Origin of the sequence: Sphingopyxis sp. H050 (assembly GCF_001468265.1) — a bacterium.
GTDB lineage: Bacteria > Pseudomonadota > Alphaproteobacteria > Sphingomonadales > Sphingomonadaceae > Sphingopyxis.
Window position 1 is genome coordinate 565,353 of sequence record NZ_LNRZ01000003.1, and the last position, 25,162, is coordinate 590,514.

Annotated in this window: 21 protein-coding genes and 1 tRNA gene; 15 read left to right on the plus strand and 7 right to left on the minus strand. The window is 65.5% G+C overall.

Annotated elements, in window-relative coordinates; translation table 11 throughout:
* Positions 1-131 precede the first annotated feature (131 nt).
* Together purC and ATE67_RS08915 are read left to right on the plus strand one after the other, a co-directional pair.
* Positions 132-908, plus strand: a complete 777-nt coding sequence (gene purC, locus ATE67_RS08910) for a phosphoribosylaminoimidazolesuccinocarboxamide synthase (protein ID WP_058816351.1) — start codon at positions 132-134, stop codon at positions 906-908.
* Between the two features lie 168 nt (positions 909-1,076).
* Positions 1,077-3,968: a M16 family metallopeptidase gene (locus tag ATE67_RS08915; protein WP_058816439.1), complete on the plus strand. Its 2,892-nt coding sequence runs from the start codon at positions 1,077-1,079 to the stop codon at positions 3,966-3,968.
* Positions 3,969-4,322: 354 nt separating this feature from the next.
* Here ATE67_RS08915 and ATE67_RS08920 read toward each other — a convergent pair whose 3' ends face one another.
* From ATE67_RS08920 to ATE67_RS08930, 3 genes are all read right to left on the minus strand, one after another.
* Entirely contained in the window at positions 4,323-4,613 is a 291-nt protein-coding gene (locus ATE67_RS08920) for a hypothetical protein (protein ID WP_058816352.1), read from the minus strand.
* 355 nt (positions 4,614-4,968) lie between these two features.
* Positions 4,969-5,451: a bacterioferritin gene (bfr, locus tag ATE67_RS08925; RefSeq protein ID WP_058816353.1), complete on the minus strand. Its 483-nt coding sequence runs from the start codon at positions 5,449-5,451 to the stop codon at positions 4,969-4,971.
* 99 nt (positions 5,452-5,550) lie between these two features.
* Positions 5,551-5,724, minus strand: coding sequence for a (2Fe-2S)-binding protein (locus ATE67_RS08930; protein ID WP_058816440.1), 174 nt, complete (start codon positions 5,722-5,724; stop codon positions 5,551-5,553).
* A gap of 182 nt (positions 5,725-5,906) precedes the next feature.
* Between ATE67_RS08930 and purS the strand changes: the two genes are divergently transcribed.
* Together purS and purQ are read left to right on the plus strand one after the other, a co-directional pair.
* The gene (gene purS, locus ATE67_RS08935) at positions 5,907-6,137 is read left to right on the plus strand and encodes a phosphoribosylformylglycinamidine synthase subunit PurS (protein ID WP_037513977.1); all 231 of its coding nucleotides are present in this window, start codon (positions 5,907-5,909) and stop codon (positions 6,135-6,137) included.
* Positions 6,138-6,151: 14 nt separating this feature from the next.
* Entirely contained in the window at positions 6,152-6,817 is a 666-nt protein-coding gene (gene purQ, locus ATE67_RS08940; protein WP_058816354.1) for a phosphoribosylformylglycinamidine synthase subunit PurQ, read from the plus strand.
* Here purQ and ATE67_RS08945 read toward each other — a convergent pair.
* Positions 6,779-7,180, minus strand: coding sequence for a hypothetical protein (locus tag ATE67_RS08945; RefSeq protein ID WP_058816355.1), 402 nt, complete (start codon positions 7,178-7,180; stop codon positions 6,779-6,781). The genes purQ and ATE67_RS08945 overlap by 39 nt on opposite strands.
* 21 nt (positions 7,181-7,201) lie before the next feature.
* Entirely contained in the window at positions 7,202-7,951 is a 750-nt protein-coding gene (locus ATE67_RS08950; RefSeq protein WP_058816356.1) for a queuosine precursor transporter, read from the minus strand.
* 72 nt (positions 7,952-8,023) lie between these two features.
* Between ATE67_RS08950 and ATE67_RS08955 the strand changes: the two genes are divergently transcribed.
* Positions 8,024-8,100, plus strand: a tRNA-Arg gene (locus ATE67_RS08955).
* 8 nt (positions 8,101-8,108) lie between these two features.
* Here the strand turns inward: ATE67_RS08955 and ATE67_RS08960 are convergent.
* Positions 8,109-8,288: a hypothetical protein gene (locus ATE67_RS08960; RefSeq protein ID WP_058816357.1), complete on the minus strand. Its 180-nt coding sequence runs from the start codon at positions 8,286-8,288 to the stop codon at positions 8,109-8,111.
* Positions 8,289-8,477: 189 nt separating this feature from the next.
* Here ATE67_RS08960 and ahpC point away from each other — a divergent pair, with 189 nt between their 5' ends.
* A complete protein-coding gene (gene ahpC, locus ATE67_RS08965) occupies positions 8,478-9,041 on the plus strand; it encodes an alkyl hydroperoxide reductase subunit C (protein ID WP_058816358.1) in 564 nt (187 codons plus the stop codon).
* A gap of 145 nt (positions 9,042-9,186) precedes the next feature.
* On the plus strand, positions 9,187-10,770 hold the full coding sequence (gene ahpF / locus ATE67_RS08970; protein ID WP_058816359.1) for an alkyl hydroperoxide reductase subunit F: 1,584 nt from the start codon (positions 9,187-9,189) through the stop codon (positions 10,768-10,770).
* A gap of 228 nt (positions 10,771-10,998) precedes the next feature.
* On the opposite strand, the gene glpD is transcribed toward ahpF, so the two are convergent.
* Positions 10,999-12,516 (minus strand): glycerol-3-phosphate dehydrogenase, encoded by a 1,518-nt coding sequence (gene glpD / locus ATE67_RS08975; protein ID WP_058816360.1) that lies wholly within the window; start codon positions 12,514-12,516, stop codon positions 10,999-11,001.
* Between the two features lie 183 nt (positions 12,517-12,699).
* Here glpD and zwf point away from each other — a divergent pair, with 183 nt between their 5' ends.
* The 8 genes from zwf (at position 12,700) to ATE67_RS09015 (ending at position 25,065) form a co-directional block, all read left to right on the plus strand.
* The gene (zwf, locus tag ATE67_RS08980; protein WP_058816441.1) at positions 12,700-14,103 is read left to right on the plus strand and encodes a glucose-6-phosphate dehydrogenase; all 1,404 of its coding nucleotides are present in this window, start codon (positions 12,700-12,702) and stop codon (positions 14,101-14,103) included.
* A 96-nt stretch (positions 14,104-14,199) separates the two neighbouring features.
* Positions 14,200-16,044: a phosphogluconate dehydratase gene (gene edd, locus ATE67_RS08985; protein ID WP_058816361.1), complete on the plus strand. Its 1,845-nt coding sequence runs from the start codon at positions 14,200-14,202 to the stop codon at positions 16,042-16,044.
* A 122-nt stretch (positions 16,045-16,166) separates the two neighbouring features.
* Complete coding sequence (gene eda / locus ATE67_RS08990) at positions 16,167-16,790, plus strand: bifunctional 4-hydroxy-2-oxoglutarate aldolase/2-dehydro-3-deoxy-phosphogluconate aldolase (RefSeq protein WP_058816362.1); 624 nt, start codon at positions 16,167-16,169, stop codon at positions 16,788-16,790.
* A gap of 61 nt (positions 16,791-16,851) precedes the next feature.
* Positions 16,852-18,459: an HAD-IB family hydrolase gene (locus ATE67_RS08995; protein WP_058816363.1), complete on the plus strand. Its 1,608-nt coding sequence runs from the start codon at positions 16,852-16,854 to the stop codon at positions 18,457-18,459.
* Positions 18,460-18,581: 122 nt separating this feature from the next.
* Positions 18,582-20,924, plus strand: a complete 2,343-nt coding sequence (locus ATE67_RS09000) for a glycerol-3-phosphate 1-O-acyltransferase (protein WP_058816364.1) — start codon at positions 18,582-18,584, stop codon at positions 20,922-20,924.
* 170 nt (positions 20,925-21,094) lie between these two features.
* Positions 21,095-22,753, plus strand: a complete 1,659-nt coding sequence (locus ATE67_RS09005) for a wax ester/triacylglycerol synthase family O-acyltransferase (RefSeq protein WP_082660281.1) — start codon at positions 21,095-21,097, stop codon at positions 22,751-22,753.
* A 22-nt stretch (positions 22,754-22,775) separates the two neighbouring features.
* Positions 22,776-24,224, plus strand: a complete 1,449-nt coding sequence (locus ATE67_RS09010; RefSeq protein WP_058816365.1) for a DUF3336 domain-containing protein — start codon at positions 22,776-22,778, stop codon at positions 24,222-24,224.
* A gap of 1 nt (position 24,225) precedes the next feature.
* Positions 24,226-25,065, plus strand: coding sequence for an alpha/beta hydrolase (locus ATE67_RS09015; protein ID WP_058816366.1), 840 nt, complete (start codon positions 24,226-24,228; stop codon positions 25,063-25,065).
* The last annotated feature ends 97 nt before the right edge of the window (positions 25,066-25,162 follow it).

A 25,162-nucleotide genomic window follows, 5' to 3' on the forward strand; every position in this document is an offset into this window, starting at 1 on the left:
TGGCTTGCAACCCCGGGGATGACGCGCGGTTTCTTTGCCGCTATAGGCGCCCCGACCGCCCCGGTGCCGCGTCTCCCCCGTGAGTCGCCTGCCGGGGCCATTCATTTGGTTCCGACAGAAAGTGCCAGCCCATGTCCCGTCGCCGTCAGATCTACGAAGGCAAAGCGAAGATCCTGTACGAGGGTCCCGAACCCGGCACGCTGATCCAGTATTTCAAGGACGATGCGACCGCGTTCAACGCCCAGAAAAAGGGCACGATCAGCGGCAAGGGCGTGCTCAATAACCGGATTTCGGAGCATGTCTTCACGCTGCTCGGCAATATCGGCGTGCCGACCCACTTCATCCGCCGCCTCAACATGCGCGAGCAGCTGATCCGCCAGGTCGAGATCGTGCCGATCGAGGTGATCGTGCGCAATGTCGCCGCGGGCACGCTGTCGAAGCGTCTCGGCATCGAGGAAGGGACGCAGCTTCCGCGCACCCTCATCGAATATTGCTACAAGGACGATGCGCTGGGCGATCCGCTCGTCGCCGAGGAGCATATCGCCTGCTTCAACTGGTGCAGCCAGGAAGAACTCCACGATATCCAGGACATGGCGATCCGCATCAACGACTTCATGTCGGGCATGTTCGCCGCGGTCGGCATCCGCCTCGTCGACTTCAAGCTCGAATTCGGCCGGCTGTACGACGGCGATTTCAGCCGCATCATCCTGGCCGACGAGATCAGCCCCGACGGCTGCCGCCTGTGGGACATGACGACCAACGAAAAGCTCGACAAGGATCGCTTCCGCCGCGACCTCGGCGGTGAGGTCGAGGCCTATCAGGAAGTCGCGCGCCGGCTGGGCCTGCTGCCCGAGGGCGGCGACAACGCCGTTCTCGACCTCGAAAGCCACCGCAAGAAAAAGAGCTGACCCCCGGATGCCGGCGCCGACGCCGGCCGCGTCCCCGCCGGCATCGGGCAGACCGCGCTCGCTGCCGCCCCGGCGGCTGATCGGGGCGACATGTCGTCGGTCGAAAGCTCGGGCCGGCTAGGCGGGGCATCGCTTGACCCTTGCCAGGATGGCCGCCACATCAAGGACATGAAGACCAACCTGCTCCGGCGCGTCCCGATCGCGCTGTCGCCCCTCGTCCTCCTCGCCGTCGGCGCCGCGCCCGTCTATGCCAAGGAAAAGGCGGCTCAGCCTGCGGCCACGGCGACGGTCAACCCGCAAAGCGCCGCGGCCAGGGCGTGGGGCTTCGCCGCCAGCGACATCCCCGTCGATCCCAACATCGTCTTCGGCGTCCTGCCGAACGGGATGAAATATGCGCTGCTAAAGAACAGCACGCCAAAGGACAGCGTGATCCTGCGCATGCGCTTCGACGTCGGCAGCTTCGCCGAGGCCGACGACCAGCGCGGCCTGGCGCATTTCCTCGAACATATGGCGTTCAACGGGTCGACCAACGTGCCCGAGGGCGAGATGATCAAGCTGCTCGAGCGCAAGGGGCTCGCCTTCGGCGCCGACACCAACGCCTCGACCGGCTTCGACCAGACGGTGTACAAGCTCGACCTGCCCAATGCGTCGGACGACCTGATCGACACCGGTCTGATGCTGATGCGCGAGACCGCGAGCGAACTGACGATCGATCCCGCGGCGGTCGATCGCGAGCGCGGGATCATCCTGTCCGAACGGCGCGCGCGCGACACCTATCAGCTGCGCAGCCTGATCGACCAGCTCGACTTCCAGATGCAGGGGATGAAGGTCGCAAACCGCATTCCCATCGGCACCGAGGAGGTGATCAAGACCGCGCCGGTTGCCCGGTTGCGCGATCTCTACGACCGTTATTATCGCCCCGAACGCGCGACGCTGGTCATGGTCGGCGATTTCGATCCCGCCGCGATCGAGGCGAAGATCAAGGCGCGTTTCGGCGACTGGAAAGGCCGGGGCCCCGGGGGCGCCGACCCCGACATCGGCAATCTCGATTACAGGCGCGCCGCGGCCGCCGACGATTTCACCGATCCCGCGATCCAGGATTCGGTGACGATCGCCGCTTTCCGTCCGTGGGTGCTCGAACCCGACAGCAAGGCGAAGCGCGCGCGCAACCTGGCCGAGGAAGTCGGCGAGGCGATCGTCAGCCGCCGCCTGTCGAAGATCGCGCTCGCCGAGGATTCGCCGATCCTCGGCGGCTATTTCGCCGATGCCGAGGGCTGGAAGGTCTTCGAGCAGCTGACGATCGGCGCCACCGCCAAGGAAGGCGCGTGGAAGGAAGCGCTCGCGCTTGTCGAGCAGGAGTGGCGCCGCGCCGCCGAGCATGGGTTCACGCAGGCCGAGGTCGACGAGCAGATCGCCAACCGCCGCACGGCCTTCAAGAATGCCGTCGCGGGCGTGACGACGCGGCGCAGCGACGGTCTCGCCGACACGCTGATCGAGGCGTCGGACGGGGATTTCGTCGTCACCCGCCCCGAAACCGGGCAGGCGCTGTTCGAGGCCGAAGCGCCGAAGCTCAACGCGGAGACGGTGACCGCCGCCTTCCGCAAGCGGCTGGAAGGCTTCAGCCCGCCGCTCGCGCGGATTGCGGTCAAGAAGCCCGTCGAGGGCGGCGCCGACGCCATCCTCGCGGCGCTGAAAGCGTCGCAGCAGGTCGCGGTCGCTGCGCCGACGGCGGCCGAAAGCGCGGCCTTCGCCTACAATGATTTCGGCGCGCCGGGGAAGGTGGTCAGCGACACGCGGATCGAGGACCTGGGCATCCGCCGCGTCCGCTTCGCGAACAATGTGATGCTCAACATCAAGAAGACCGATTTCCAGAAGGACCGCGTCTCGCTGTCGATGCGTGTCGACGGCGGCACCTTGCTTGCGACGCGCGAAGATCCGACGCGGGTCGCGCTCGCGGGGTCGATCGTCGTCGGCGGACTCGAAGCGCACAGCTTCGACGAGCTGCGTACGATCCTGGCGGGCAAGACGGTCAGCCCCAGCTTCGGCTCGGCTGCCGACGCCTTCGGCGGCACGGCGCTGACCTCGCCCGAGGACTTCGCGCTGCAGGCGAAGCTGATGACCGCCTATCTGATCCACCCCGGCTATCGCCCCGACGGGCTGGCGCTGCTGCGCCGCGTCCTGCCGCAGCAATATGCCGCGAACGACGCGACCCCGGGCGCGGTGCTGGCGCGCGATGCCGGCGGCATCCTGGCCAACGACGATCCGCGTTCGCAGACGCCGCCGCTCGACAAGATGATGACGCTCGACTGGAACGGGCTGAAGCCAGCGATCGCCGACAGCTTCGATCATGGCGCGATCGAGATCGGCGTCGTCGGCGACATCGACGAGCAGGCCGCGATCGATGCGATCGCCGCGACCTTCGGGGCGCTGCCCGAGCGGCGCGCCGCCTTCGACCCGCGCGACGCAGCGCGCGTGCGCCACTATGCCGCCGACCGCAGCGAGCGGACGCTGATCCACAAGGGACCGGCCGAGCAGGCCGAGCTCCGCGTCTACTGGCCGGCGCGCGACGACAGCGACCTTGCCGAGACGATGCAGCTGGGCCTGTTGTCGCGGGTGATGCAGCTGAAGCTGACCGAAGAGCTGCGCGAGAAGCTGGGCGAGAGCTACAGCCCCGGCGCGGGCGCCAGCCTGTCCGACGAGTTCCCCGGCTATGGGCTCCTCTTCGCGGCAAGTAACATCGACTATAAGGATATCGCGACGACGCGCGGCGCGATCTTCACCATCGCGAAGGAGCTGCGCGACGCGCCGGTCGACGCCGACCTGATCGAGCGCGCGCGCAAGCCGATGCTGGAGGCGATGATCAAGGCGCGGCGCGAGAACAGCTATTGGCTGCCTTATGTGGCGGAGGCGACGACGCGCGAAGACCGGCTCGACCGCAGCCGCAAGAGCATCGCGATCGTCGAATCTGTCACCCCCGCCGCGTTGCAGGCGCTGGCGAAACGCTATCTCGTCGACGACAAGGCGCTGGTGATCAAGGCGGTGAGCGACAAGGCGAAGTAGGGCCGGTTGCGGACGGTTGCAGACGCTGGCAACGATGATATGTGCGGTGGCCCTGACACGGTCGGCGTGGGCGCGATAGTTCACTCTTGCGTTGCGGCGGGTTCGAGTCCCGCCCGTGGGTCCCTTCACTTCGCCGTCGATCTGGATGCAATGACCGGAATCGACCGGAAGGCGACATTTATAGCTTCGTCATCCTGAACTTGTTTCAGGATCCACGGCCTACCGTTTCCTTCGGCGCAGCATTTCATTCGAGCTCAGCCCATGGATGCTGAAACAAGTTCAGCATGACGAGAATTGAGGGGCAGCTAACCACCTCAAGCCAGCCATTCATGCCGCTGGACAGCCGCCTCCTCGTCAAACCCGCCCCGGCGCCCTTGCGCGGACGAAATTCTCGAGCGCGCCGTAAAGCATCTCGCGCGCGTCGCTGCCCAGCATCTCGGCGGTCAGCCAGTCGAACTGCACCCGGTCGCGTGCCCCCGCGGCGATGACGACGCCGGCGAGCAGCGCCTCGTCGAAGCTGACGCGCGGGCAGCAGGGCGGGGCGACCGCGAAGGGGTCGGGCCAGACATGGCCGATCGCCTCGACGACCAGGCGGTAGCGCCGCGCCGCGAGGATGTTGCCCCAGCGGCGTTCGAGTTCGGGCATCGGGTCGCGCTCGGCGCGGCGTCGATGGGCAGGTCGCGAACCAATGGCTGCTCGGCGAATTTCCGGACCAGTTCGCTGCTCTGCATGAAGCCTCCCGCATGGCGGCCCATTGGCTTGATCCCGCTCCGGGGCCGAAAAAGATGCCGGCCGCTATAAAGCATCGCCTTATGTTGCAGCGGCCGGCAGGAGGGGACTGCCCGACTGTGCTATTGAGAATTATTCGCAAATACAAGCGAAAAAAGAGGCGCCCCGAAGGCGCCCCTGAAAATGGCGGATTTTCAAACTCTTCATCCCGGCGAAAGGTAACCGGGATCACGTGCCTGCGGTCACCCTTCGCCGGGATGACAGATTCGGATCAATCTTCGCTGACCGGCTTCGACTGCAGCTGGATATAGTTCTCGATTCCCATGCGCTCGATCATCTCGAACTGCTTTTCGAGCTCGTCGACATGGTGCTCCTCGCTTTCGAGAATGTCCGAAAAGAGGTCGCGGCTGACATAGTCGCGCACGCTCTCGCAATGCGCGATGGCGTCCTTGAGCAGCGGGATCGCCTCTTCCTCGACCGCAAGGTCGGCCTTCAGGATTTCCTCGACCGTCTCGCCGACGCGCAGGCGGCCCAGCAGCTGGAAGTTGGGGAGGCCGCCGAGGAAGAGGACGCGGTCGGCCAGCTTGTCGGCATGCTTCATCTCGTCGATCGATTCTTCGCGCTCGAATGCGGCGAGGCGCGCGACGCCCCAATTGTCGAGCAAGCGATAATGCAGCCAGTACTGGTTGATCGCGGTCAGTTCGTTCTTGAGCGCCTCGTTGAGAAAATCGATGACCTTTGCGTCGCCCTTCATGAAGATGTCCTGTTCTTGTCGGGATGGGAATGATGGCCGGCATCATACCCTCCCGGCCGAATCAGGCCAAGGTCAAAAACGGCGGATTTTCAACGAAAATCAGGCGGTCGCCGCGGCGTCTTTGATGATATTGCGAGCGAAAGGCAGGCACTGGCCGCACTTGGGTTTGCGACCCAGTTGCGCATAGGCCGCCTTGGCGCACCGCAATTGGCCGTCCCGCGCGACATCGCGCAGATCGCGTTCCCTTATTGCGTTGCAGACACAGACGACCATGTGCGAATCCTTCTCAACAAGCATGATCTAGGGATAGTGCGACGGATTCGCAACAGGAAAGTTGCGACTGACTCGCAGTCCGAAAAGCGCCATTTTTCGTGACCGCGCCCCTTGCCCGAAATGTGATTCGCGGGCATAGGCGCGCCCATCTTCCCAAGCCCGCACGAGCAAAGGTCCGCCCCATGAAAGTGAATGTCTATGTGACGCTCAAGCCGGGGGTTCTCGACCCGCAGGGCAAGGCGATCCATCATGCGCTCGAGGGGCTGGGCTTCGGCGGCGTCGCCGATGTCCGCGCCGGCCGGTTTATCGAACTCGACGTCGCCGACGGCACCAGCGATGCCGATCTCGACGCGATGTGCGCGAAGTTGCTCGCCAACACGGTGATCGAAAACTACCGCATCGAACGTCCATAAAGGGAACCGCCGCCATGAAGACCGCCGTCATCGTCTTTCCCGGCTCCAATTGCGACCGCGATATGGCCGTTGCGCTGGAACGGGTGACCGGCAAGGCGCCCGCGATGGTGTGGCACCGCGAGACCGAGCTTCCCGACGGCGTCGACTTCATCGCGCTGCCCGGCGGCTTCTCCTATGGCGACTATCTCCGCTCGGGCGCGATGGCCGCGCGCTCGCCGATCCTGCGCGCGGTGTCCGATGCCGCGGGCCGCGGTGTCCCGGTGCTCGGCGTGTGCAACGGCTTTCAGGTGCTGACCGAGGCGCAGCTGCTGCCCGGCGCGCTGATGCGCAACGCAGGGCTCAATTTCGTCTGCCGCACGGTGCCGCTGACGGTCGAGAACAGCCAGTCGCTGTTCACCGCGGCCTATGGCGCGGGGGAGTCGATCAACATCCCGGTCGCCCATCATGACGGCAATTATTTCGCCGACACTGCGACGCTCGACCGGATCGAGGGCGAGGGTCGCGTCGCGTTCCGCTATGCCGACCACGTCAACGGCTCGGCGCGCAATATCGCGGGCGTCCTCAACGATGCGGGCAATGTGCTGGGCATGATGCCGCACCCCGAACGCGCGATCGACCGCGCGCATGGCGGCACCGACGGGCTACGCCTGTTCGAGGCGGCGCTCGGCGTCCTCGCCTGATACGTCCTCGGCCGCCTCGGTCGGCGCCTTAGGCCGCGGCTTCGGCTGCAACCAGCGCCCGACGAGCAGCAGTACGGTCGGCCAGAACATCGTGTTCCAGATGTCGTGCCAGTGCGCCGGATCGGGCTGGATCGAAGACCGGTTGATTTCGGCGGTGATGTCCAGCCATTCGCCACCGCAGGCCATCGCCAGCACCCCCAGCCAAGCGACAAACCAGCCGCCGCGCCAGCGCCAGAGCAGGCGTATGGTCAGAAAAAGCGCCATCCCGAAATAGATGTGCAACGCGTCCTTATCGAGGCCGGTCGCTTCGATGACCGAAAGTTTCCGTGCCTCGAACAGCGAAGCCAGCTCAATCAACGTCATGAAATTCGAATCCCGGGGAGGTCAGGCTTTGGCGCCGAAGGGGTTGAAGTCGGTGTCTTCGTCGAACACGTCGACACCTTCGCGGCGCTTCAACGCACCAACCACCGCATAGGTTACCGGCGTCAACGCAGCTTCCCATGCCGTCTTGATCAGCCATTGCGACAGCACGACCTGATAAAGCTGTTCGGGCGGCCATCCGGCAAGCCCGTAAAAGGCGAGCGGATAGAAAATCAGGCTGTCGAGACCCTGGCCGACGACGGTGGAGCCGATCGTACGCATCCACAAATGACGCCCGCTCGTCCACAGCTTCATCCGCGCGAGAACATAGCTGTTCGCGAACTCGCCGACCCAGAAGGCGGTCATCGACGCTAGGACGATACGCCAGCTGTTGCCGAATACGAACTCGTAGGAAGCCTGGCCGGGCCATCCCTCGGCGGGCGGCAGCGACACGACCACCCATGCCATGAAGGCCATGAAGGCCAATGCGGCGAACCCGGTCCAGATCACCCGGCGCGCGCGTGCATAGCCGTACACCTCGGTCAGCACGTCGCCGATGATGTAGCTGATCGGGAAGAAGAGAACCCCCGCGCCGAACGCCCACTGGGTGCCATTCGGCAGCGCGATATAGCTCGGCTTCGACGCGCCGATGATGTTGCTGAGCAACAGGATCGCGACGAACGCGGCCATGACGAGGTCGTAATAGCGGAAATGCCGGACGGCCGACGCATTGACGTGCGTGGGCGCGGCGGAGGGGGCGGAGGTTTCGGTCATCGCAGCCGCTGCTTAACGCGCTTTGCAGCCCGCGCAAACCACGCTATTCGCGCGGTCCACAGCCTCGCGCACGCGCCCGTAGCTCAGCTGGATAGAGCACCCGCCTTCTAAGCGGGTGGTCGCAGGTTCGAATCCTGCCGGGCGCGCCATTTTCCCGTCATTGCGGTCGGTCGGCCGCCGCCTGCTCGGCGCGCTTCAGCTTGCGCGCCTTTTGTTCATGCTTGACCGCGGCCTCGCGCAGACGGCGCGCAAGAAACGGATCGTCGGACGCGTTCGCCTTCAGCCGTGCCACGCGCGCGAGCTGCTCATAATAGATGGAGTCGCGAATCTGGTCCATTCGGGGACAGGTATCACGATGCCGTCCTAAAGGGGAAAACGCATTTCCGGCGATTTTTCCCGAATCGGGGCAGATTGGCGTCGATTGCCATTGATCGATATTTCCGATCAAAACTTGCGATATTTTCGCTTTTCGCACTGCAACAATTATGACTAGGGGAACGCTCCAACAACAAAGGAGCTCTCCCCAATGTCCGTTTTGAACACGACCCTGAAGCCTTTCAACGCCACCGCTTACAAGGACGGCAAGTTCGTCGACATCAGCGACGAAAGCGTCAAGGGCAAGTGGGCGGTCTTCTTCTTCTACCCCGCCGACTTCACCTTCGTCTGCCCGACCGAGCTCGAAGATCTCGCCGATATCTACCCGACGCTCCAGAAGATGGACGTCGAGGTTTATGCCGTGTCGACCGACACGCATTTCAGCCACAAGGCCTGGCACGACACCTCGCCGGCGATCGGCAAGATCAACTATTACATGGTCGGCGACCAGAACCACGCGCTCTCGAAGAATTTCGAAGTCCTGCGTGAAGGCGTTGGCTTGGCCGACCGCGGCACCTTCGTCCTCGACCCCAACGGCGAAATCCAGCTGCTCGAAATCACCCCCGAGGGTGTGGGCCGCAACGCCGCCGAACTGCTCCGCAAGATCAAGGCGCTGCAATATTGGGTCAGCCACCCGGGCGAAGTCTGCCCCGCGAAGTGGGAAGAGGGCGCCGAAACGCTCGCTCCCTCGCTCGACCTCGTCGGCAAGATCTAAGCTGACGCATAATTAAAGGCGGTGTGCCCCCGCGCAGGCGGGGGCCCATCACCGTGCGGCGCAATTTCGAGCCGGCAGGAGATGGATCCCCGCCTTCGCGGGGATACACGCTTTTTTCTCTCCCCCTCTCGCAGGAACTCTCCCCATGCTCGACGCCAATCTGAAGCAGCAGCTTCAAGGCCTCCTCACGAATCTTCGTGAACCGATCGAACTCGTCTCGTCGCTCGGCGACGACGCCAAATCGGCCGAGCTGGCGACCCTGCTCGACGACATCGCCGCGCTCTCGGACAATGTCAGCGTGACCCAGGCCGACGATGACGCGCGCCGCCCCAGCTTCCTGATCCGCCGCGCGAGCGACGCGAACGTCGCGGTGCGCTTCGCCGGCATCCCGATGGGGCATGAATTCACCTCGCTCGTCCTCGCGCTGCTTCAGGTCGGCGGCCATCCGCCGAAGGTCGCGCCCGAGGTGCTGGAGCAAGTGGCCGCGCTCGACGGCGACTATCACTTCGAAACCTATTTCTCGCTGTCGTGCCAGAATTGCCCTGACATCGTGCAGGCCTTGAACCTGATGAGCGTCGTCAACCCGCGCATCACCCACACCGCGATCGACGGCGGGCTGTTCCAGGCCGAGGTCGAGGACCGCAAAATCATGGCGGTGCCGACGATCTTCCTCAATGGCGAGACGTTCGGCCAGGGCCGGATGGAACTCGAACAGATCCTCGCCAAACTCGACAGCGGCGCCGAAGCCAAGGCCGCGGAAAAGATTGCGGCGAAGGATGCGTTCGAGGTGCTCGTCGTCGGCGGGGGCCCCGCAGGCGCCGCGGCTGCGATCTACGCTGCGCGCAAGGGTATCCGCGTGGGGCTAGCCGCCGAACGCTTCGGCGGGCAGGTGCTCGACACGATGGCGATCGAAAATTTTATCTCAGTCCAGCACACCGAAGGGCCGAAGCTCGTCGCGCAGCTCGAGCAGCATGTGAAAGACTATGACGTCGACATCATGAACCTGCAGCGCGCCGAGACGCTGATCCCCGCCAAGACCGCAGGCGGCCTCCACGAAGTGAAGCTCGCGAGCGGCGCGTCGCTGAAGGCGCGCACCGTGATCCTCTCGACCGGCGCGCGCTGGCGCCAACTCGGAGTGCCGGGCGAGGACCAGTATCGCAACAAGGGCGTGGCATACTGCCCGCACTGCGACGGCCCGCTTTACAAGGGCAAGCGCGTTGCGGTGATCGGCGGCGGCAACAGCGGCGTCGAGGCGGCGATCGACCTCGCGGGCCTCGTCGCGCATGTCACCCTGATCGAGTTCGACAGCGAATTGCGCGCCGACGCAGTGTTGCAGCGCAAGCTCGCCAGCCTGCCGAACGTCAAGATCATCACTTCGGCGCTGACCACCGAAGTGCTCGGCGACGGGGAGAAGGTGACCGGCCTCGCTTACAAGGACCGCAACAAGGACGAACTGCACCAGATCGAACTCGAAGGCGTGTTCGTCCAGATCGGCCTCGTCCCCAACACCGAATGGTTGAAGGGCAACGTGACGCTGTCGCGCCACGGCGAGATCGAGGTCGACCATCGCGGCGAGACGAGCCAGGCCGGCATCTTCGCCGCGGGCGATTGCACGACCGTGCCGTACAAGCAGATCGTCATCGCGATGGGCGAAGGGTCAAAGGCGGCGCTGTCGGCGTTCGACTATATGATCCGCCTGCCGGCCGACGTGGAAGCCGAAGCGGCGTAAGCCGTACTTCCTCCCTGCGGGGCAAAGCCGTGGGGAGGTGGCAGCGGCGCAGCCGCTGACGGAGGGGCCATGGCGCATTGTCGCGGCCCCTCCACCGCCTTCGGCGGTCCCCCTCCCCATGGCTTCGCCACAGGGAGGATGTTTCATTGCCTCATGCCGGACTTGATCGGGCATCCATTGGCGGCGCAAGGCCGCACGCCAACCGGCGAAGCCTCTGCGTGAGCCCGATCAGTCCGGCAGCGCCACGGGAGGTTTCGCCTCCAGCCACGCCGCCAGCTTCGCGACATCCTCGTCGCCGAACAGCAGCCCCAGCTTGCTGCGGCGCCAGAGGATGTCCTCGCTATCGCGCGCCCATTCGCGTTCGATCATCCACGCGACCTCGGCCGCAGAAAGCCCGTGCGCGATTTCGCCGCCCAGCGCGTCCCAGTCCTCGGCCTTCCCAAGCCACTGGCGCGCGTCGGTGCCATACGCCTTGACGATGCGGTCGACCGTCGCGGCGGTCAGGAAGGGGTGGGCAAGCTTGTATTCGGCCTTCAGCACCGCGGCGCTGCTCGTCGGAAAATCCCCACCCGGCAGCGGTGCCTTCGCGGTCCAGCGCTTGCCCGACAGCGCCGGGATATGTCTGGCCAGATCGTCGACCGCATGTTCGGCAACGTGGCGATAACTGGTGATCTTGCCGCCATAGATGGTGAGCAGCGGCGCGCCTTCCTCCAGGTCGAGGTCGATGCGGTAGCCGCGCGTCGCCGCCTCCGGCCGGCCCGATCCATCCTCGATCAAAGGGCGCACCCCCGAATAGGTCCAGACGACGTCGGCGGGGATCACCGGCTCGCGGAAATAGAGGCTTGCCCCCTCGCACAGATAGGCGATCTCGTCGGCGCTCGCATGGACGTCGGTCAGCGGTCCGTCATGGTCGAGATCGGTCGTCCCGATCAGCGTGAAGTCGCGCTCATATGGAATGCCGAAGAAGATGCGCCCGTCGGGAAGCTGAAAGAAATAGGCGTAGTTATGCTGGAACTTCCGCCGCACGACGATGTGCGACCCGCGCACCAGCCGCATCTTGTAGTCGGGCGGCGCCGACGCGCGGGCGAGCAGGTCGAGCACCGCGGGCCCCGCGGCGTTGACCAGGCTCTTGCCGGTAAAGCGATAGCTATGGCCGCGGTCGTCGCTGCCCTCGACCACCCACAGCCCGTTCTCGACGCGCAGACTTTCGGCGCGCGTATGCGTTCTGACGCGGGCGCCCTTGTCGGCCGCGTCGCGCGCGTTGAGCACCACCAGCCGCGCATCGTCGACCCAGCCGTCCGAATATTCGAAGGCTTTGACATATTGCGGCTGCAACGGTTCGCCCGCGACATGGCGCGTCAGGTCGATCGAGCGCGTCGCGGGCAACTTCCTGCGCCCGCCGATATGGTCATAAAGGAAGAGGCCGAGCCTCAGCAGCCAGCGCGGACGCAGGCCGTCGCGATAGGGGAGCACGAAGCGCAGCGGCCAGATGATGTGCGGCGCGATGCTCCAGAGGGTTTCGCGTTCCTTCAGCGCCTCGCGCACCAGGCCGAATTCATAATGTTCGAGGTAGCGCAGCCCGCCGTGAATCAGCTTGGTCGACGCCGACGAGGTGCCGTGCGCAAGGTCGCCCTGCTCGAGCAGCAGCACCCGCGCACCGCGCCCCGCGGCATCGCGCGCGACGCCCGCGCCATTGACACCGCCGCCGACGACGATGACATCATAGGGAAGGGCGCTGTCGGGCATGGCCGTTCCCTATGGCACCCATGGCGATTTTGCCAAGCGCGGACATCGTATGCGGCCTACGTATGCGCGTTGCATTCGGTGGGGGCATCCGCCAATTCTGAAAAGCTATCCAAGGGGACCCAAGTGAGCGTGAAAGTAGAGACCCTGATCCTGTTCGGCGCGACGGGCGACCTGGCGCAGCGGATGCTCTTTCCCTCGCTCTATAATCTGCATGTCGACGGATTGCTTGCGGACGAGCTGACGATCATCGCGTCGGGCCGGTCGAAGATGGACCGCCCCGCGAGCCACGAGTTGGTGCGGAAGGCGCTGACCGAACACCTCCCCGCCGACCGCCTCGACGACGCTGAGATCGCGGGCTTTCTCGAACGCGTCGATTATTGCCCGGTCGATGCGGGCGCTGGCACGGGATACGACGATCTCGCGGCGCAGCTCGGCGACCGGCTCGGCCGTCCGATCGGCGCCTATCTCTCTACCCCGCCATCGATGTTCGGCCCCATCGCGCAGGGGCTGAAAGCCGCGGGCATCGCCTGCGCCGAGTGCCGCATCGCGATGGAAAAGCCGATCGGCCACGATCTCGCCTCCTCGCGCGAGGTCAACGCACAAGTCGGCGATGCCTTTGCTGAGGATCGCGTCTTCCGCATCGACCATTATCTTGGCAAGGAAACGGTCCAGAACCTGCTCGCGCTGCGCTTTGCCAATATGCTCTTCGAGCCGCTGTGGAACGCGCAGGCGATCGACCATGTCCAGATCACGGTGGCGGAAACCGTCGGGCTTGAAGGCCGCGTTTCCTATTATGACGGGGTCGGCGCGCTCAGGGATATGGTTCAGAACCATATGCTGCAATTGCTCGCGATCATCGCGATGGAGCCGCCCGCCAGCGTCTCGTCGACCGCGGTGCGCGACGAAAAGGTCAAGCTGCTCCGCTCGCTCCGCAAGATGACCGCCGAGGATGTGAAGGCGCACAGCGTCAAGGGGCAGTACAACAGCGGCGCGGTCAACGGCGGCGCGGTCGCGGGCTATGCCGACGAACTTGGCAACCCGTCGAACACCGAGACGTTCGTCGCGATCAAGGCCTTCATCGACAACTGGCGCTGGAAGGGCGTGCCCTTTTACCTGCGCACCGGCAAACGCATGCCCGAGCGCAAATCGGAAGTGCTGATCCAGTTCAAGCCGGTGCCGCACAACATCTTCGCGCGCGTCGGCGCGGGCAAGCTCGACGCCAACAGCATGATCATCAACCTCCAGCCCGAAGAGAATATCCGGGTCAAGGTGATGGCGAAGCAACCGGGGCTCGACCGCGACGGGGTGAAGCTCAAAGAAGTGACGATGGACGTCTCGCTCTCACACAGCTTTGCGGGCGAGCGGCGGCGGATCGCCTATGAACGGCTGCTGCTCGATTTCATCGAGGGCGACCAGACCCTGTTCGTGCGTCGCGACGAGGTCGAGGCGCAGTGGGACTGGATCGATTCGATCCGCGACGCGTGGGCGGCGGTCGACATGGCGCCGCAAAGTTACACCGCGGGCAGCTGGGGCCCGTCGAGCGCCATCGCGCTGATCGAACGCGACGGAGCGAGCTGGCATGACTGAGGAATATCCGTCGCCCCCGCGAAGGCGGGGGCCGCTATCGACGAAGCGCAAGGTTGCCAGCGGCCCCCGCCTTCGCGGGGGCGACGAGGAAATAATATGACCACTCTCCACCCCACCATCGCCGCCGTCACCGACCGCATCATCGCGCGCAGCGCCCCGCGCCGCGCCGCCTATCTCGAGCTAATGGAGCGCCAGCGCGAGGCCGGGACCAACCGCGGCAGCCTGTCGTGCGGCAATCTCGCGCACGGCTTCGCGGCGGCGGGCGACGACAAGCCGGTGATCCGCACTGGCTCGGCGATGAACATCGGCATCGTCACCAGCTACAACGACATGCTCTCGGCGCATCAGCCGTACGGCCGCTACCCCGAACAGATCAAATTGTTCGCGCGCGAGGTCGGCGTCACCGCGCAGGTCGCGGGCGGTGTTCCGGCCATGTGTGATGGCGTGACGCAGGGGCAGGCGGGTATGGACCTGTCGCTGTTCAGCCGCGACACTATCGCGCAGGGCACGGTGATCGCGCTCAGCCACGCGATGTTCGAAAGCGCGCTGCTGCTCGGAATCTGCGACAAGATCGTCCCCGGCCTCCTGATCGGCGCGCTGCGTTTCGGCCATTTGCCGCAAATATTGGTCCCTGCAGGCCCGATGCCCTCGGGCCTCGCGAACAAGGAAAAGCAGCGCATCCGCCAGCTTTATGCCGAAGGCAAGGCGACCCGCGACGAACTGCTCGAGGCCGAGGCGGCAAGCTATCATGGCGCGGGCACCTGCACCTTCTACGGCACCGCGAACTCGAACCAGATGATGATGGAGCTGATGGGGCTGCACATCCCCGGCAGCGCCTTCATCAACCCCGGCACCAAGCTGCGGCAGGAACTGACCCGCGCCGCGACGCACCGGATTGCCCAGATCGGCTGGGACGGCGACGATTATCGCCCGCTGGCGCGCTGCGTCGACGAAAAGGCGATCGTCAACGCCGCGATCGGCCTGCTCGCCACCGGCGGTTCGACCAATCATGCGATCCATCTGCCCGCGATCGCGCGCGCGGCGGGGATTATCATCGACTGGCAGGATTTCGACGAATTGAGCCACGCGGTGCCATTGCTCGCGCGCGTCTATCCGAACGGCTCTGGCGACGTGAACAATTTCCACGCAGCCGGCGGGATCGGTTATGTCGTGCGCGAATTGCTGGGCGCGGGGTTGCTGCACGGCGATGTGCTCACCGTCGGTGGGACGATGGCCGACTATGCCGCCGAACCCGTGCTGGTGGACGAGGAACTCCATTGGCAGGCCGCTCCCGAAGAAAGCCGCGACGATACGATGCTGCGCCCGGTCGCCGCACCCTTCTCGCCCGACGGCGGGATGCGGCTGCTCGCGGGCAACCTCGGCCGCGCGATCATCAAGACAAGCGCCGTCGCCGAGGATCGCTGGACGATCGAGGCGCCCTGCCGGATCTTCGACGACCAGAATCAAGTGCTGGCAGCGTTCAAGGCGGGCGAACTCGAGCGCGACGTCGTCGTCGTCGTCCGCTTCCAGGGCCCGCGCGCCAACGGCATGCCCGAGCTGCACAAGCTCACACCCGCGCTTGGCGTGCTGCAGGACAAGGGTTTCCGCGTTGCTTTGCTCACCGACGGCCGCATGTCAGGCGCGAGCGGCAAGGTTCCCGCGGTCATCCACCTCTCGCCCGAAGCCTTGCCCGGCGCGGACGGGGTGAGCGGTCCGCTCGCCTATTTGGTCGATGGCGACATCGTCCGCGTCTGCGCGCGCAAGGGCGAAGTGCTCGCACTCGTCGATCCCGCGATCTGGGCCGCACGGTCGCCCGCCGTCGCCCCGCCGCCCGCGCTGGGCGTGGGCCGCGAATTGTTCGCGCTGTTCCGTCATCACGCCGACGAAGCCGAAAAGGGCGGGTCGGCGGTGCTGGCGGCGATGGAGGCGGTTACGGGCTAACCCCTCATCCGTTCGTGCTGAGCTTGTCGAAGCACCGTCCTTTTGTGTCGATGTCGCAGCGAAAGAACGGCCCTTCGACAAGCTCAGGGTGAACGGAGTGTAGAGTTTCGAACGGAGTTTTTATGGCAGACCAATCCATCGACCAGATCATGGCGCTCGCGCCGGTCATCCCCGTGATCGTCATCGACCGCGTCGAGGATGCGGTGCCGATGGCCGAGGCGCTTGTCGCGGGCGGGCTGCCCGTGCTCGAAGTCACGCTCCGCACTCCCGCCGCGCTCGACGCGCTTACCGCGATGAAGAGCGTCAAGGGCGCGGTCGTCGGCGCGGGGACCGTGCTCGATCTCGCCATGCTGACCGCGGCAATCCATGCGGGCGCCGAGTTTATCGTCTCGCCGGGCCTCACCGACAATCTCGGCAAGGCGGCGGTCGCGAGCGGCATTCCCTTCCTGCCCGGCACCGCCAACGCCGGCGACATCATGCGCGGCATGGACCTTGGCCTCGACCGTTTCAAATTCTTCCCCGCCGCGACCAGCGGCGGCATCCCGGCGCTGAAGGCGCTTGCCGGGCCATTCGGCCAGGCGCGCTTCTGCCCGACCGGCGGCATCACTCTGGCGACCGCGCCCGACTGGCTCGCGCTCGATGCGGTGCGCTGCGTCGGCGGCAGCTGGGTGGTCCCGTCGGGGCCGCTCGATCAGGTGAAAATCGAGGCGCTGGCGCGCGAGGCTGCTGCACTTCCCCGCCATTGATAAACGCCATCTTTACTGCCATCGTGCAGGGAAAGGCGGCAATATAGCCGCCCGTGGGGAGATGCGCGTGCCAAGACCGCAGCCGCATTTGGAAGAAGTACTCGCGTCCGAACCCGGATCGCATATCGCCGCATTGTTCGATTTCGACGGCACCATCATCTCGGGCTACTCCGCCACCGCAATGCTGCGCGAAAAATTTCAGCGCCGCGAAATGTCGGTCGAGGAAATCGCTGAGACCGCGCAGGTCATCGCGCAGCACAGCCTTGGCACCATCGGCTTTTCCGGCCTGATGTCGGGCGCCGCCAAATTCATGAAGGGCGTCGACGAGCAAAGCTTCATCGAATTCGGCGAGGAACTCTACAAGAAGCATATCGCGCGCAAAATCTATCCCGAGACGCGCGCGATCATCGAGGCGCATCAGGCGAAGGGTCACCGCGTCGCGATCATCTCGTCGGCGACGATCTACCAGATCGAACCGACCGCGCGCGACCTCGGCATTACCGACATCAAATGTTCGGCCTATGAAATCGAGGACGGCGTCTTCACCGGCGAGATCATCCGGCCGCTCTGCTTCGGCGAGGGCAAGGTGCTTGCCGCCGAAGAGCTTGCCGCAGACTATGGCCTCGATCTCGACCAGAGCTTTTTCTACTCGGACAGCGACGACGATATCGAACTGCTCGAACGCGTCGGCAAGCCGCGCCCGCTCAACCCGAACATGAAGCTTAAGGGCATCGCAGACGAACGGGGCTGGCCGGTGCAGCGTTTCGCGAGCCGCGGCACGCCGTCGTGGATCGACTACACGCGCACCATCTATGCGACCGGCTCGCTCGTCGGCGCCTTTGCCGCGGGGCTGCCGATCTGGGCGCTGACCCGCTCGCAGCGCGAGGCGGTAAATTTCTCGATGGGTCTGTTCGGCGATTTCGCGACCGCGATCACCGGCGTCGAGCTGGAGGTCGAGGGCGAGAAACATCTCTGGTCGTCGCGCCCCTGCGTCTTCATCTTCAACCATCAGAGCAAGGCGGACGTCATGATCCTCGCCAAGCTCATCCGCCGCGACATGGGCGGGGTGGGCAAGAAGGAGATCAAGGACATCCCCATCCTCGGCAAGCTGATGGAATGGGGCGGCACCGTCTTCGTCGACCGCGCCGACGGCAAGAGCGCGATCAAGGCGATGGAGCCGCTGGTCGACGCGATCCGCGAGGAAGGCAAGTCGATCTGCATCTCGCCCGAGGGCACGCGGACGCTGACCCCCAAGCTCGCGCCGTTCAAGAAAGGCGCTTTCCATCTCGCCATGCAGGCGGGCGTGCCGATCGTCCCGATCGTGATCCATAATGCGACCGACGTCGCGCCGAAGAACGAGTTCGTGATGCGCCCCGCGACGGTGCGCGTCACCGTACTGCCGCCGGTCGATACGTCGGGGTGGATGGTCGCGACGCTGAACGATCATGTCCGCGACGTGCGGAACATGTTCCTGCGCACGCTCGGCCAGCCGGAGGAAAGCGCCGCCGAGGCGTTGGCGAAGGAAGAGGCTGTACCGGTCGAGAAAGCGTCGGCCGCAAAGCCCGCGGCCAAGAAGGCTGCAGCGAAAAAGCCCGAGCCGAAGAAGGCGCCGCCCAAGAAAAAGACGGCCGCCAAAAAGGCGACGGCAAAGAAGGCGCCGAAGGGATGACTGCCCTTCCCAAACCCGTTCGCATCGAGCGAAGTCGAGATGCCCATCGGTCAGGCGCTTGCCATCGGGGTGTCTCGACTTCGCTCGACATGAACGGGTTGTTGGCAGGGTTTCGCTAAGCGGTGGCCGATGGAACGCCCCGCACCGGAATCGTGGCGGAGGAGGCGGCCGACCGGCTCTATATCATCGACGCGCGCAACGGGGTCGAGCGGCGCATATTGCTCGACTGGATCCATGCGACGTCGGGTGATCAGGAGCCGCAATGGGCCAGCCTCGACATCGAGGACGGCGATCATGCGCTCCCCGTCGACGTGCTCCGAGCGCGGCTCGGCGGGGCGGCGTCGCGGCAGGTCGTGCCGCTTCGCGTCGCGTGGCGCATCCCCGGGTTCGACCGCGATCGCGCGCTCAAGCTCCGCCACCTGATCTTCGGCGACCCACGCCATCCGGGGTCGCTGCGCGCGCGGCTGATCCTGCTTCGCGACCGACGCCGCGCACAGATCCTCGTCGGCGAGGCGGCGACGCTCGATGCGCTGCGCGACCGTTTCCGCGCCCAGACCGGCGGCGGCGACGGCGAGGGCGCCGACAGTCCCGAGTTCGCGGGCTTCGTCGCGCGGCAGGCGGCGCTCGCGCTCGATGTCGCCGAGCGCGGTATTCGGGGCACACGGTACAAGGTGCCGCGCTTCGTCGCCGATGGTCTGCGCACCAGCCCCAAATTCCGCGCCGCGCTTGCCGATCTGGCCGAGAGGACGGGGCGTCCGGTCGGCGATCTCTATCGCGAGGCGCGGCCGTTGATGAAGGAGGTCATTGCGCGGCCTTCGGCGCTTTTTCTCGATCTTCGCGCCCGTCTCGACCGGATGATGTTCGGGGGGTATGCGCCCGAGATGGAGGTGGATGCCGCCGAACTGGCAAGGTTACGCACTATATTGCGTGAACATCCGACCGCGATCCTGTTCACCCACAAGACCTATATCGACGGCGCGACGCCGAGCCGGCTGACCTATGAAAACGACATGCCGATGCTGCACAGCTTCGGCGGCGCAAACCTGGACTTCGCGGTCATGGGCGAATTTTTCCGGCGATCGGGGATGATCTTCATCCGGCGGAGCTTCCAGGACCAGCCGGTCTACAAGCTGGTGCTGCGCCATTACATCGCCTGGCTGCTCGCCAAGCGCTTCCCCTTGAGCTGGGCGTTCGAGGGGACGCGCTCGCGGCTCGGCAAGCTGATGCCGCCCAAATATGGCCTGATGAAATATGTCCTCGACGCGGCGCACGCGACGGGAACGCGCGACGTCCATTTCGTGCCCTTCGTGACCAGCTTCGACCTGATCCGCGACGTCGAGGAATATGCCGCCGAACAGACCGGGCGCAACAAGAAGCCCGAGAGCCTGTCGTGGTTCCTCGGCTATATGAAGAGCCTGAAAGAGCCCTCGGGCCGCATCCGCCTCGATATCGGCAATCCGGTGATCATCGATGAAGCCCCCGGTCCCGACGACAAGCGCGCGCTCGAGAAGATCGCCTTCGCGGTGGCGGTCGAGGCCAATCGGGTGACGCCGCTCACCGTCACCTCGGTGATGTGCCTGATCCTCCTCGGCCTCGCGCCGCGCGGCGCGACCGCGGCCGAACTGCTCGCGGCGATCGCGGCGGTCACCGACTGGGCGCGCGAGCGCGGCATCCGCCTCAGCAGCGAGCTCGAAAGCCGCGACGACAGCGCGCTGTCCGCCACCGTCGACACGCTCGTCGAAAGCGGGCTGCTGACGCGCTACGAGGCGGGCAGCGAGAATGTCTATTCGATCGACCCCGCCAAGCATCCGATGGCGAGCTATTACCGCAACATCATCGCGCATCATTTCCTCGACCGCGCGATGATCGAGCTGGCGCTGTTCCAGCTTCGCGAAAGCGGCGAGGGCGATAGGACGACCGCCTTCTGGACCAAGATCGATCGCCTGCGCGACCTGTTCAAGTTCGAATTCTTCTATCCGCCCCGCGACGAGCATCGCGCCGCGCTCGAGGCCGAGCTCGCGCGCATCGACCCCGTCTGGGACCGCCGCCTCGCGAGCGGCGACCGCGGCGTCGCGCAGCTCATCCACCGCTGCCAGCCGGTCGTCGGCCACGCGATCCTGTTGCCCTTTGCCGAAGCCTATTCGGTCGTTGCCGAACTGCTGACGCGCGCGAAGCCCGGCGACGCGGTCGATGCGAAGGCGCTGCTCGACACTGCGCTGGTCGAGGGGCGGCAGGCCTATCTCCTCCGCCGCATCAGCAGCGAGGCCGCGATCGGCAAATTGCTGTTCGAAAACGGCTTGTCGCTGATGCGGCACATGGGGCTCGCCGAAACCGCGACCCCCGACAGCCTCGCCGCACGGCGCGCGCTGCTCGCGGAACTTCGCGGGCTCGCTAACGTCATGGAATCGATGCGCCTGTCGACGACGGCGCTGGCCGATCGGTTGCCGGGAGCCTCGGATGCCTAAGCGGTTCAGCGATTTCTGGATCCTCCCCGGTACGGGGAGGGGGACCATGCGAAGCATGGTGGAGGGGTACGGGCAGTCTGGCGCGGCTTATGACCTCCTGTACCCCTCCACCACCCTTCGGGTGGTCCCCCTCCCCCGGTGGGGGAGGATCACCGAGAGAGGAAAACGACATGCTTAAACAGCTCAGCGCGCAGGACGCCCAGTTCCTCTACACGCAGACCGCGAACAATCTGACGCACATCATGGGGGTCTATATCTACGACCCCTCGACCGCGCCGGGCGGCTTCGTGCGCTTCAAGGACATCATCCGCCACGTCGAAAGCCGCGTGCACACCTCGCCCTTGTTCAAGCGCCGGCTGCACCGGCTGCCCTTCGACCTCGACCACCCCTATTGGGTCGAGGACGAGCATTTCGACATCGAGGCGCATATGAGCCACGCGCGCCTGCCCGAGCCGGGCGACTGGCGGCAGTTCTGCATCGCGGTCGCGCGCTATTTCTCGAAGCCGATGGACATGAACCGGCCGCTCTGGGACATCTATATCATCGAGGGGCTCGACCGCATTCCGGGGATTCCCAAGGGCAGCTTCGCGATGCTCCACCGCGTCCATCATGCCGCGGTCGACGGCGCGTCGGGCGCGCATGCCTTCATCGCGATGAGCGACATCGACGCCAGGGGGACGCCCGCGATTCCCGAACCGCCGCCGCTCGAAGAACTTGGCCGCCCGCCGTCGAGCGCCGAGACGGTGACGCGCGCCTGGTCGGCGTCGATGCAGTCGCCGGTCAAGTTCATGAACGCGCTGCTCAAGGTCTCGCCCGCGATCGTCGCCTCGGCGCGCAAGTCGATGGCCGAGGGCGGGATGACCGCGGGGGTCCCCGAAACGCGCTTCAACGTCCCGGTCGGCCCGCACAAGATGTTCGACGCGACCACCGTCGCGCTCGCCGACGTCGCCGAAATCCGCAAGAAGGTGCCGGGCGCGACGGTCAATGACGTCGTGCTGACGACTGTCGGCGGCGCGCTGCGCAAATATCTGGCGAAGCACAAGGAGCTGCCGAAGGAGAGCCTGGTCGCGGTCGCACCGATCAATCTTCGCGGCAAGGAAAAGGGCGCGGGGAAAGCGAGCACGCCGGGCAATCAGGTGTCGGCGATGAGCGTGCCGGTGCGCACCGACATCGCCGATCCGCTGGCACGGCTCGCGGCGATCCGCGACTATACGGTCGAGGCGAAGGAAGCGAAGGCAGGCGTCAGCGCACGGATCATGACCGACCTGTCGCAGCATATCCCGGGCGCGACGATGGCCGCGGTCGCGCGCATCCTGACCAGCGAACGCTTTGCGGTGCGCGGCACCAATCTGTTCATCTCGAACGTGCCCGGCGCGCAGGTGCCGCTCTATCTGGCGGGCGCGCAGCTCGTGCAGCAGCACGGCATGGCGCCGCTCGCGAACAATATGGGGCTGTTCGTCGCGACCCCCAGCTACAACGGCCGCATCGCCTTCTCGATCATCAGCGAACGCGCGATCATGCCCGACATTGCGTTTTTCAGGGAGTGTATCGACGAAAGTTTCGCCGATCTGATGGCCGCGACGCCGAAGCCCGAGAAGGCGAAAGCCGCTACGGCAACGCCGAAACCGGCGGCGAAAGCGAAACCGAAAAGGGCGGCCAAGGGAAAAAAGACGACCCCCTTATCGTCGCCCCCGCGCAGGCGGGGGCCGCTGGATGTTTCCGCGGCACCGAAGGGCAAGGCCGACAACGGCCCCCGCCTGCGCGGGGGCGACGATCGTGTCAAAACAGTTGCCAAAGGCAACGCAACCGGCAAGAATCGCAAAAAATAGCCATGTCTCGCAGGAACACTGAATGATTTTAGCCCCGACGCTCAGCGCCGACGCCGAGCTTGTCCGCGCGTCCGACTATGCCGCCTGGTCGAAAGCGGCGCGTGCCGCTGACGTCAAATCGGGGATGCAGGCGTGGCGCGACGCCGACGAAAGCCGGCATTTCGACCACAAGGCGATCCGGGCGCGGCTCGAAAAGCTCCGCAAGCTGTCGGCGGCGGGCGACGTCAAGGGCCTGCTGTTCGTGCTCAACGAGGGCATTCACGGCAATATCGACGGCATGGGGCACGAGCGCCTGTATCAAAAGGCGCGTTTCGGCACGAAAAAGCTGATCGAGGCCTATGTCGCCGAAGTCGTCGCGGCGCTGGGCAAGATCGCCGCATCGCGCAGCATTGGCAAGGAAGAGAAGCGCGACTTTTTCCGCCGCGCGCAGCATTGCTATGGCCGCTCGGCGCTGTTGCTCTCGGGCTCGGGCAGCTTCCTCTTCTTCCATGTCGGGGTCGTCAAAGCGCTGTGGGACGAGGGTGTGCTGCCGAACATCCTCGCCGGGTCGAGCGGCGGGTCGATCGTCGCGGCGATCGTCTGCACGCGCAAGGATGCCGATATCGGCCCCTTTCTCGACAGCAAGCGCCTCGCCAACCCGGCGCGCGATCCCGAGATGAAGCGCCTCGCCCCCGGCGAAGTGCGCGACCGGCTGGCCGAGTTGATCCCCGACCTGACCTTTCAGGAGGCTTATGAGATCAGCGGCCGCCATCTCAACGTCTCGGTTGCCCCCGCGGAAAAATATCAGAACGGCCGCCTCCTGAACGCGATCACCGCGCCGAACGTGCTGATCCGCGAGGCGGTGCTGGCGTCGTGCGCGGTCCCCGGCGTCTTTCCGCCCGTCATGCTGATGGCGCGCGACGAGGACGGCAACCGCGTTCCCTATCAGCCCGACCGGCGCTGGGTCGACGGATCGGTGACGCACGACATTCCGACCAAGCGGCTCGAACGCCTGTACGGGGTAAACCACCATATCGTGAGCCAGGCGAACCCGCTCGCGCTGCCCTTCGCGACCGATACGCGCAAGCAGATGGCGCCGATCGAGGCCATTCAACATGCGTCGATCGCGACCTTCAAGGCGTGGCTCAACGCCAATATGATCATTTTCCAGAAGCCGCTCGAATGGGTGCCGCCCTTGAACAGCCTCGCGAACATGGCGCGTTCGGTGATCAACCAGGAATATACCGGCGACATCAATATCATCCGCCCGCCGAAATTCTGGTCGCCGACCAAGATCCTGAGCGACCTCGCGCAGGAAGACATCGACGAACTGATCGACACCGGCCAGCGCACCGCCTGGCCGAAGGTCGAGATGGTGCGGACGCAAACCGCGATCAGCCGCGCGCTCGACGCGATCCTGGCAAAGATCGACAAGGGCGGCGACGACGGCCCCGGCCACCGCAGCTCGGCGCTGAAGAAGGCGGTCCGCTGACATGCCGGCGCTGACGCTGCCGGCCGGGTCGGCCGGCGCCGGCACCAGGCTGCACGTCACCCATTGGCTCCCCGATGGCCTGCCCAAGGCGGTGGTACTGCTCGCGCATGGTTATGCCGAGCACGCCGGCCGCTACCAGCATGTCGCCAGGCGGCTGACCGATTCGGGCTATGCGGTTTACGCCATCGACCATTGGGGGCACGGCCAATCCGATGGCGAGGGGGGCTATGTGCCGCGCTTCTCGGCCTTCACCGACGGCATGGCCGAGTTGCTGACGCTGGTCGAGGTCAATCACGGCGACGTGCCGCGCCTGCTCCTCGGCCACAGCATGGGCGGGCTGATCGCGACGCTGTTCCTGATCGAGCGCCAGTCGGCCTTCGTCGCCGCCGCGCTCTCGGGCCCCGCGATCGTGCCCGGCGCGCCGCCGTCGCGCTTCACCGTCTGGATCAGCCGCTTCCTCTCGCGCTTCTTTCCGCGCCTCGGCGTGCTGTCGCTCGACGCCAACGGCGTCAGCCGCGATCCCGCGGTGGTCGCCGCCTATCTCGCCGACCCGCTCGTCCATACCGGCAAGATCGGCGCGCGGCTCGGCAAGGAATTCATGGACGCGATGGCCGCGGCGCAAGCCGGTGCGTCCAAAATTACGCTGCCCATTCTGTTCCAGCACGGCGAGGAGGACAGCCTCGCGTCGGTCGCGGGCTCGCAATATCTGTTCGATCATGTGTCGTCGGCCGACAGGACGCTGAAGATCTATCCCGGCCTGTTCCACGAAATCTACAACGAACCGGAACAGGATGCGGTGCTCGATGATTTGATCGGCTGGTTCGACGCGCATGTGCGATAGCTACCAGCATCCGTTCGTGCTGAGCTTGTCGAAGCACCGTCCTTCTTCTTGCTGCGCCCAAAGAAAGAACGGCCCCCTTCGACGCCGCCTGCGGCGT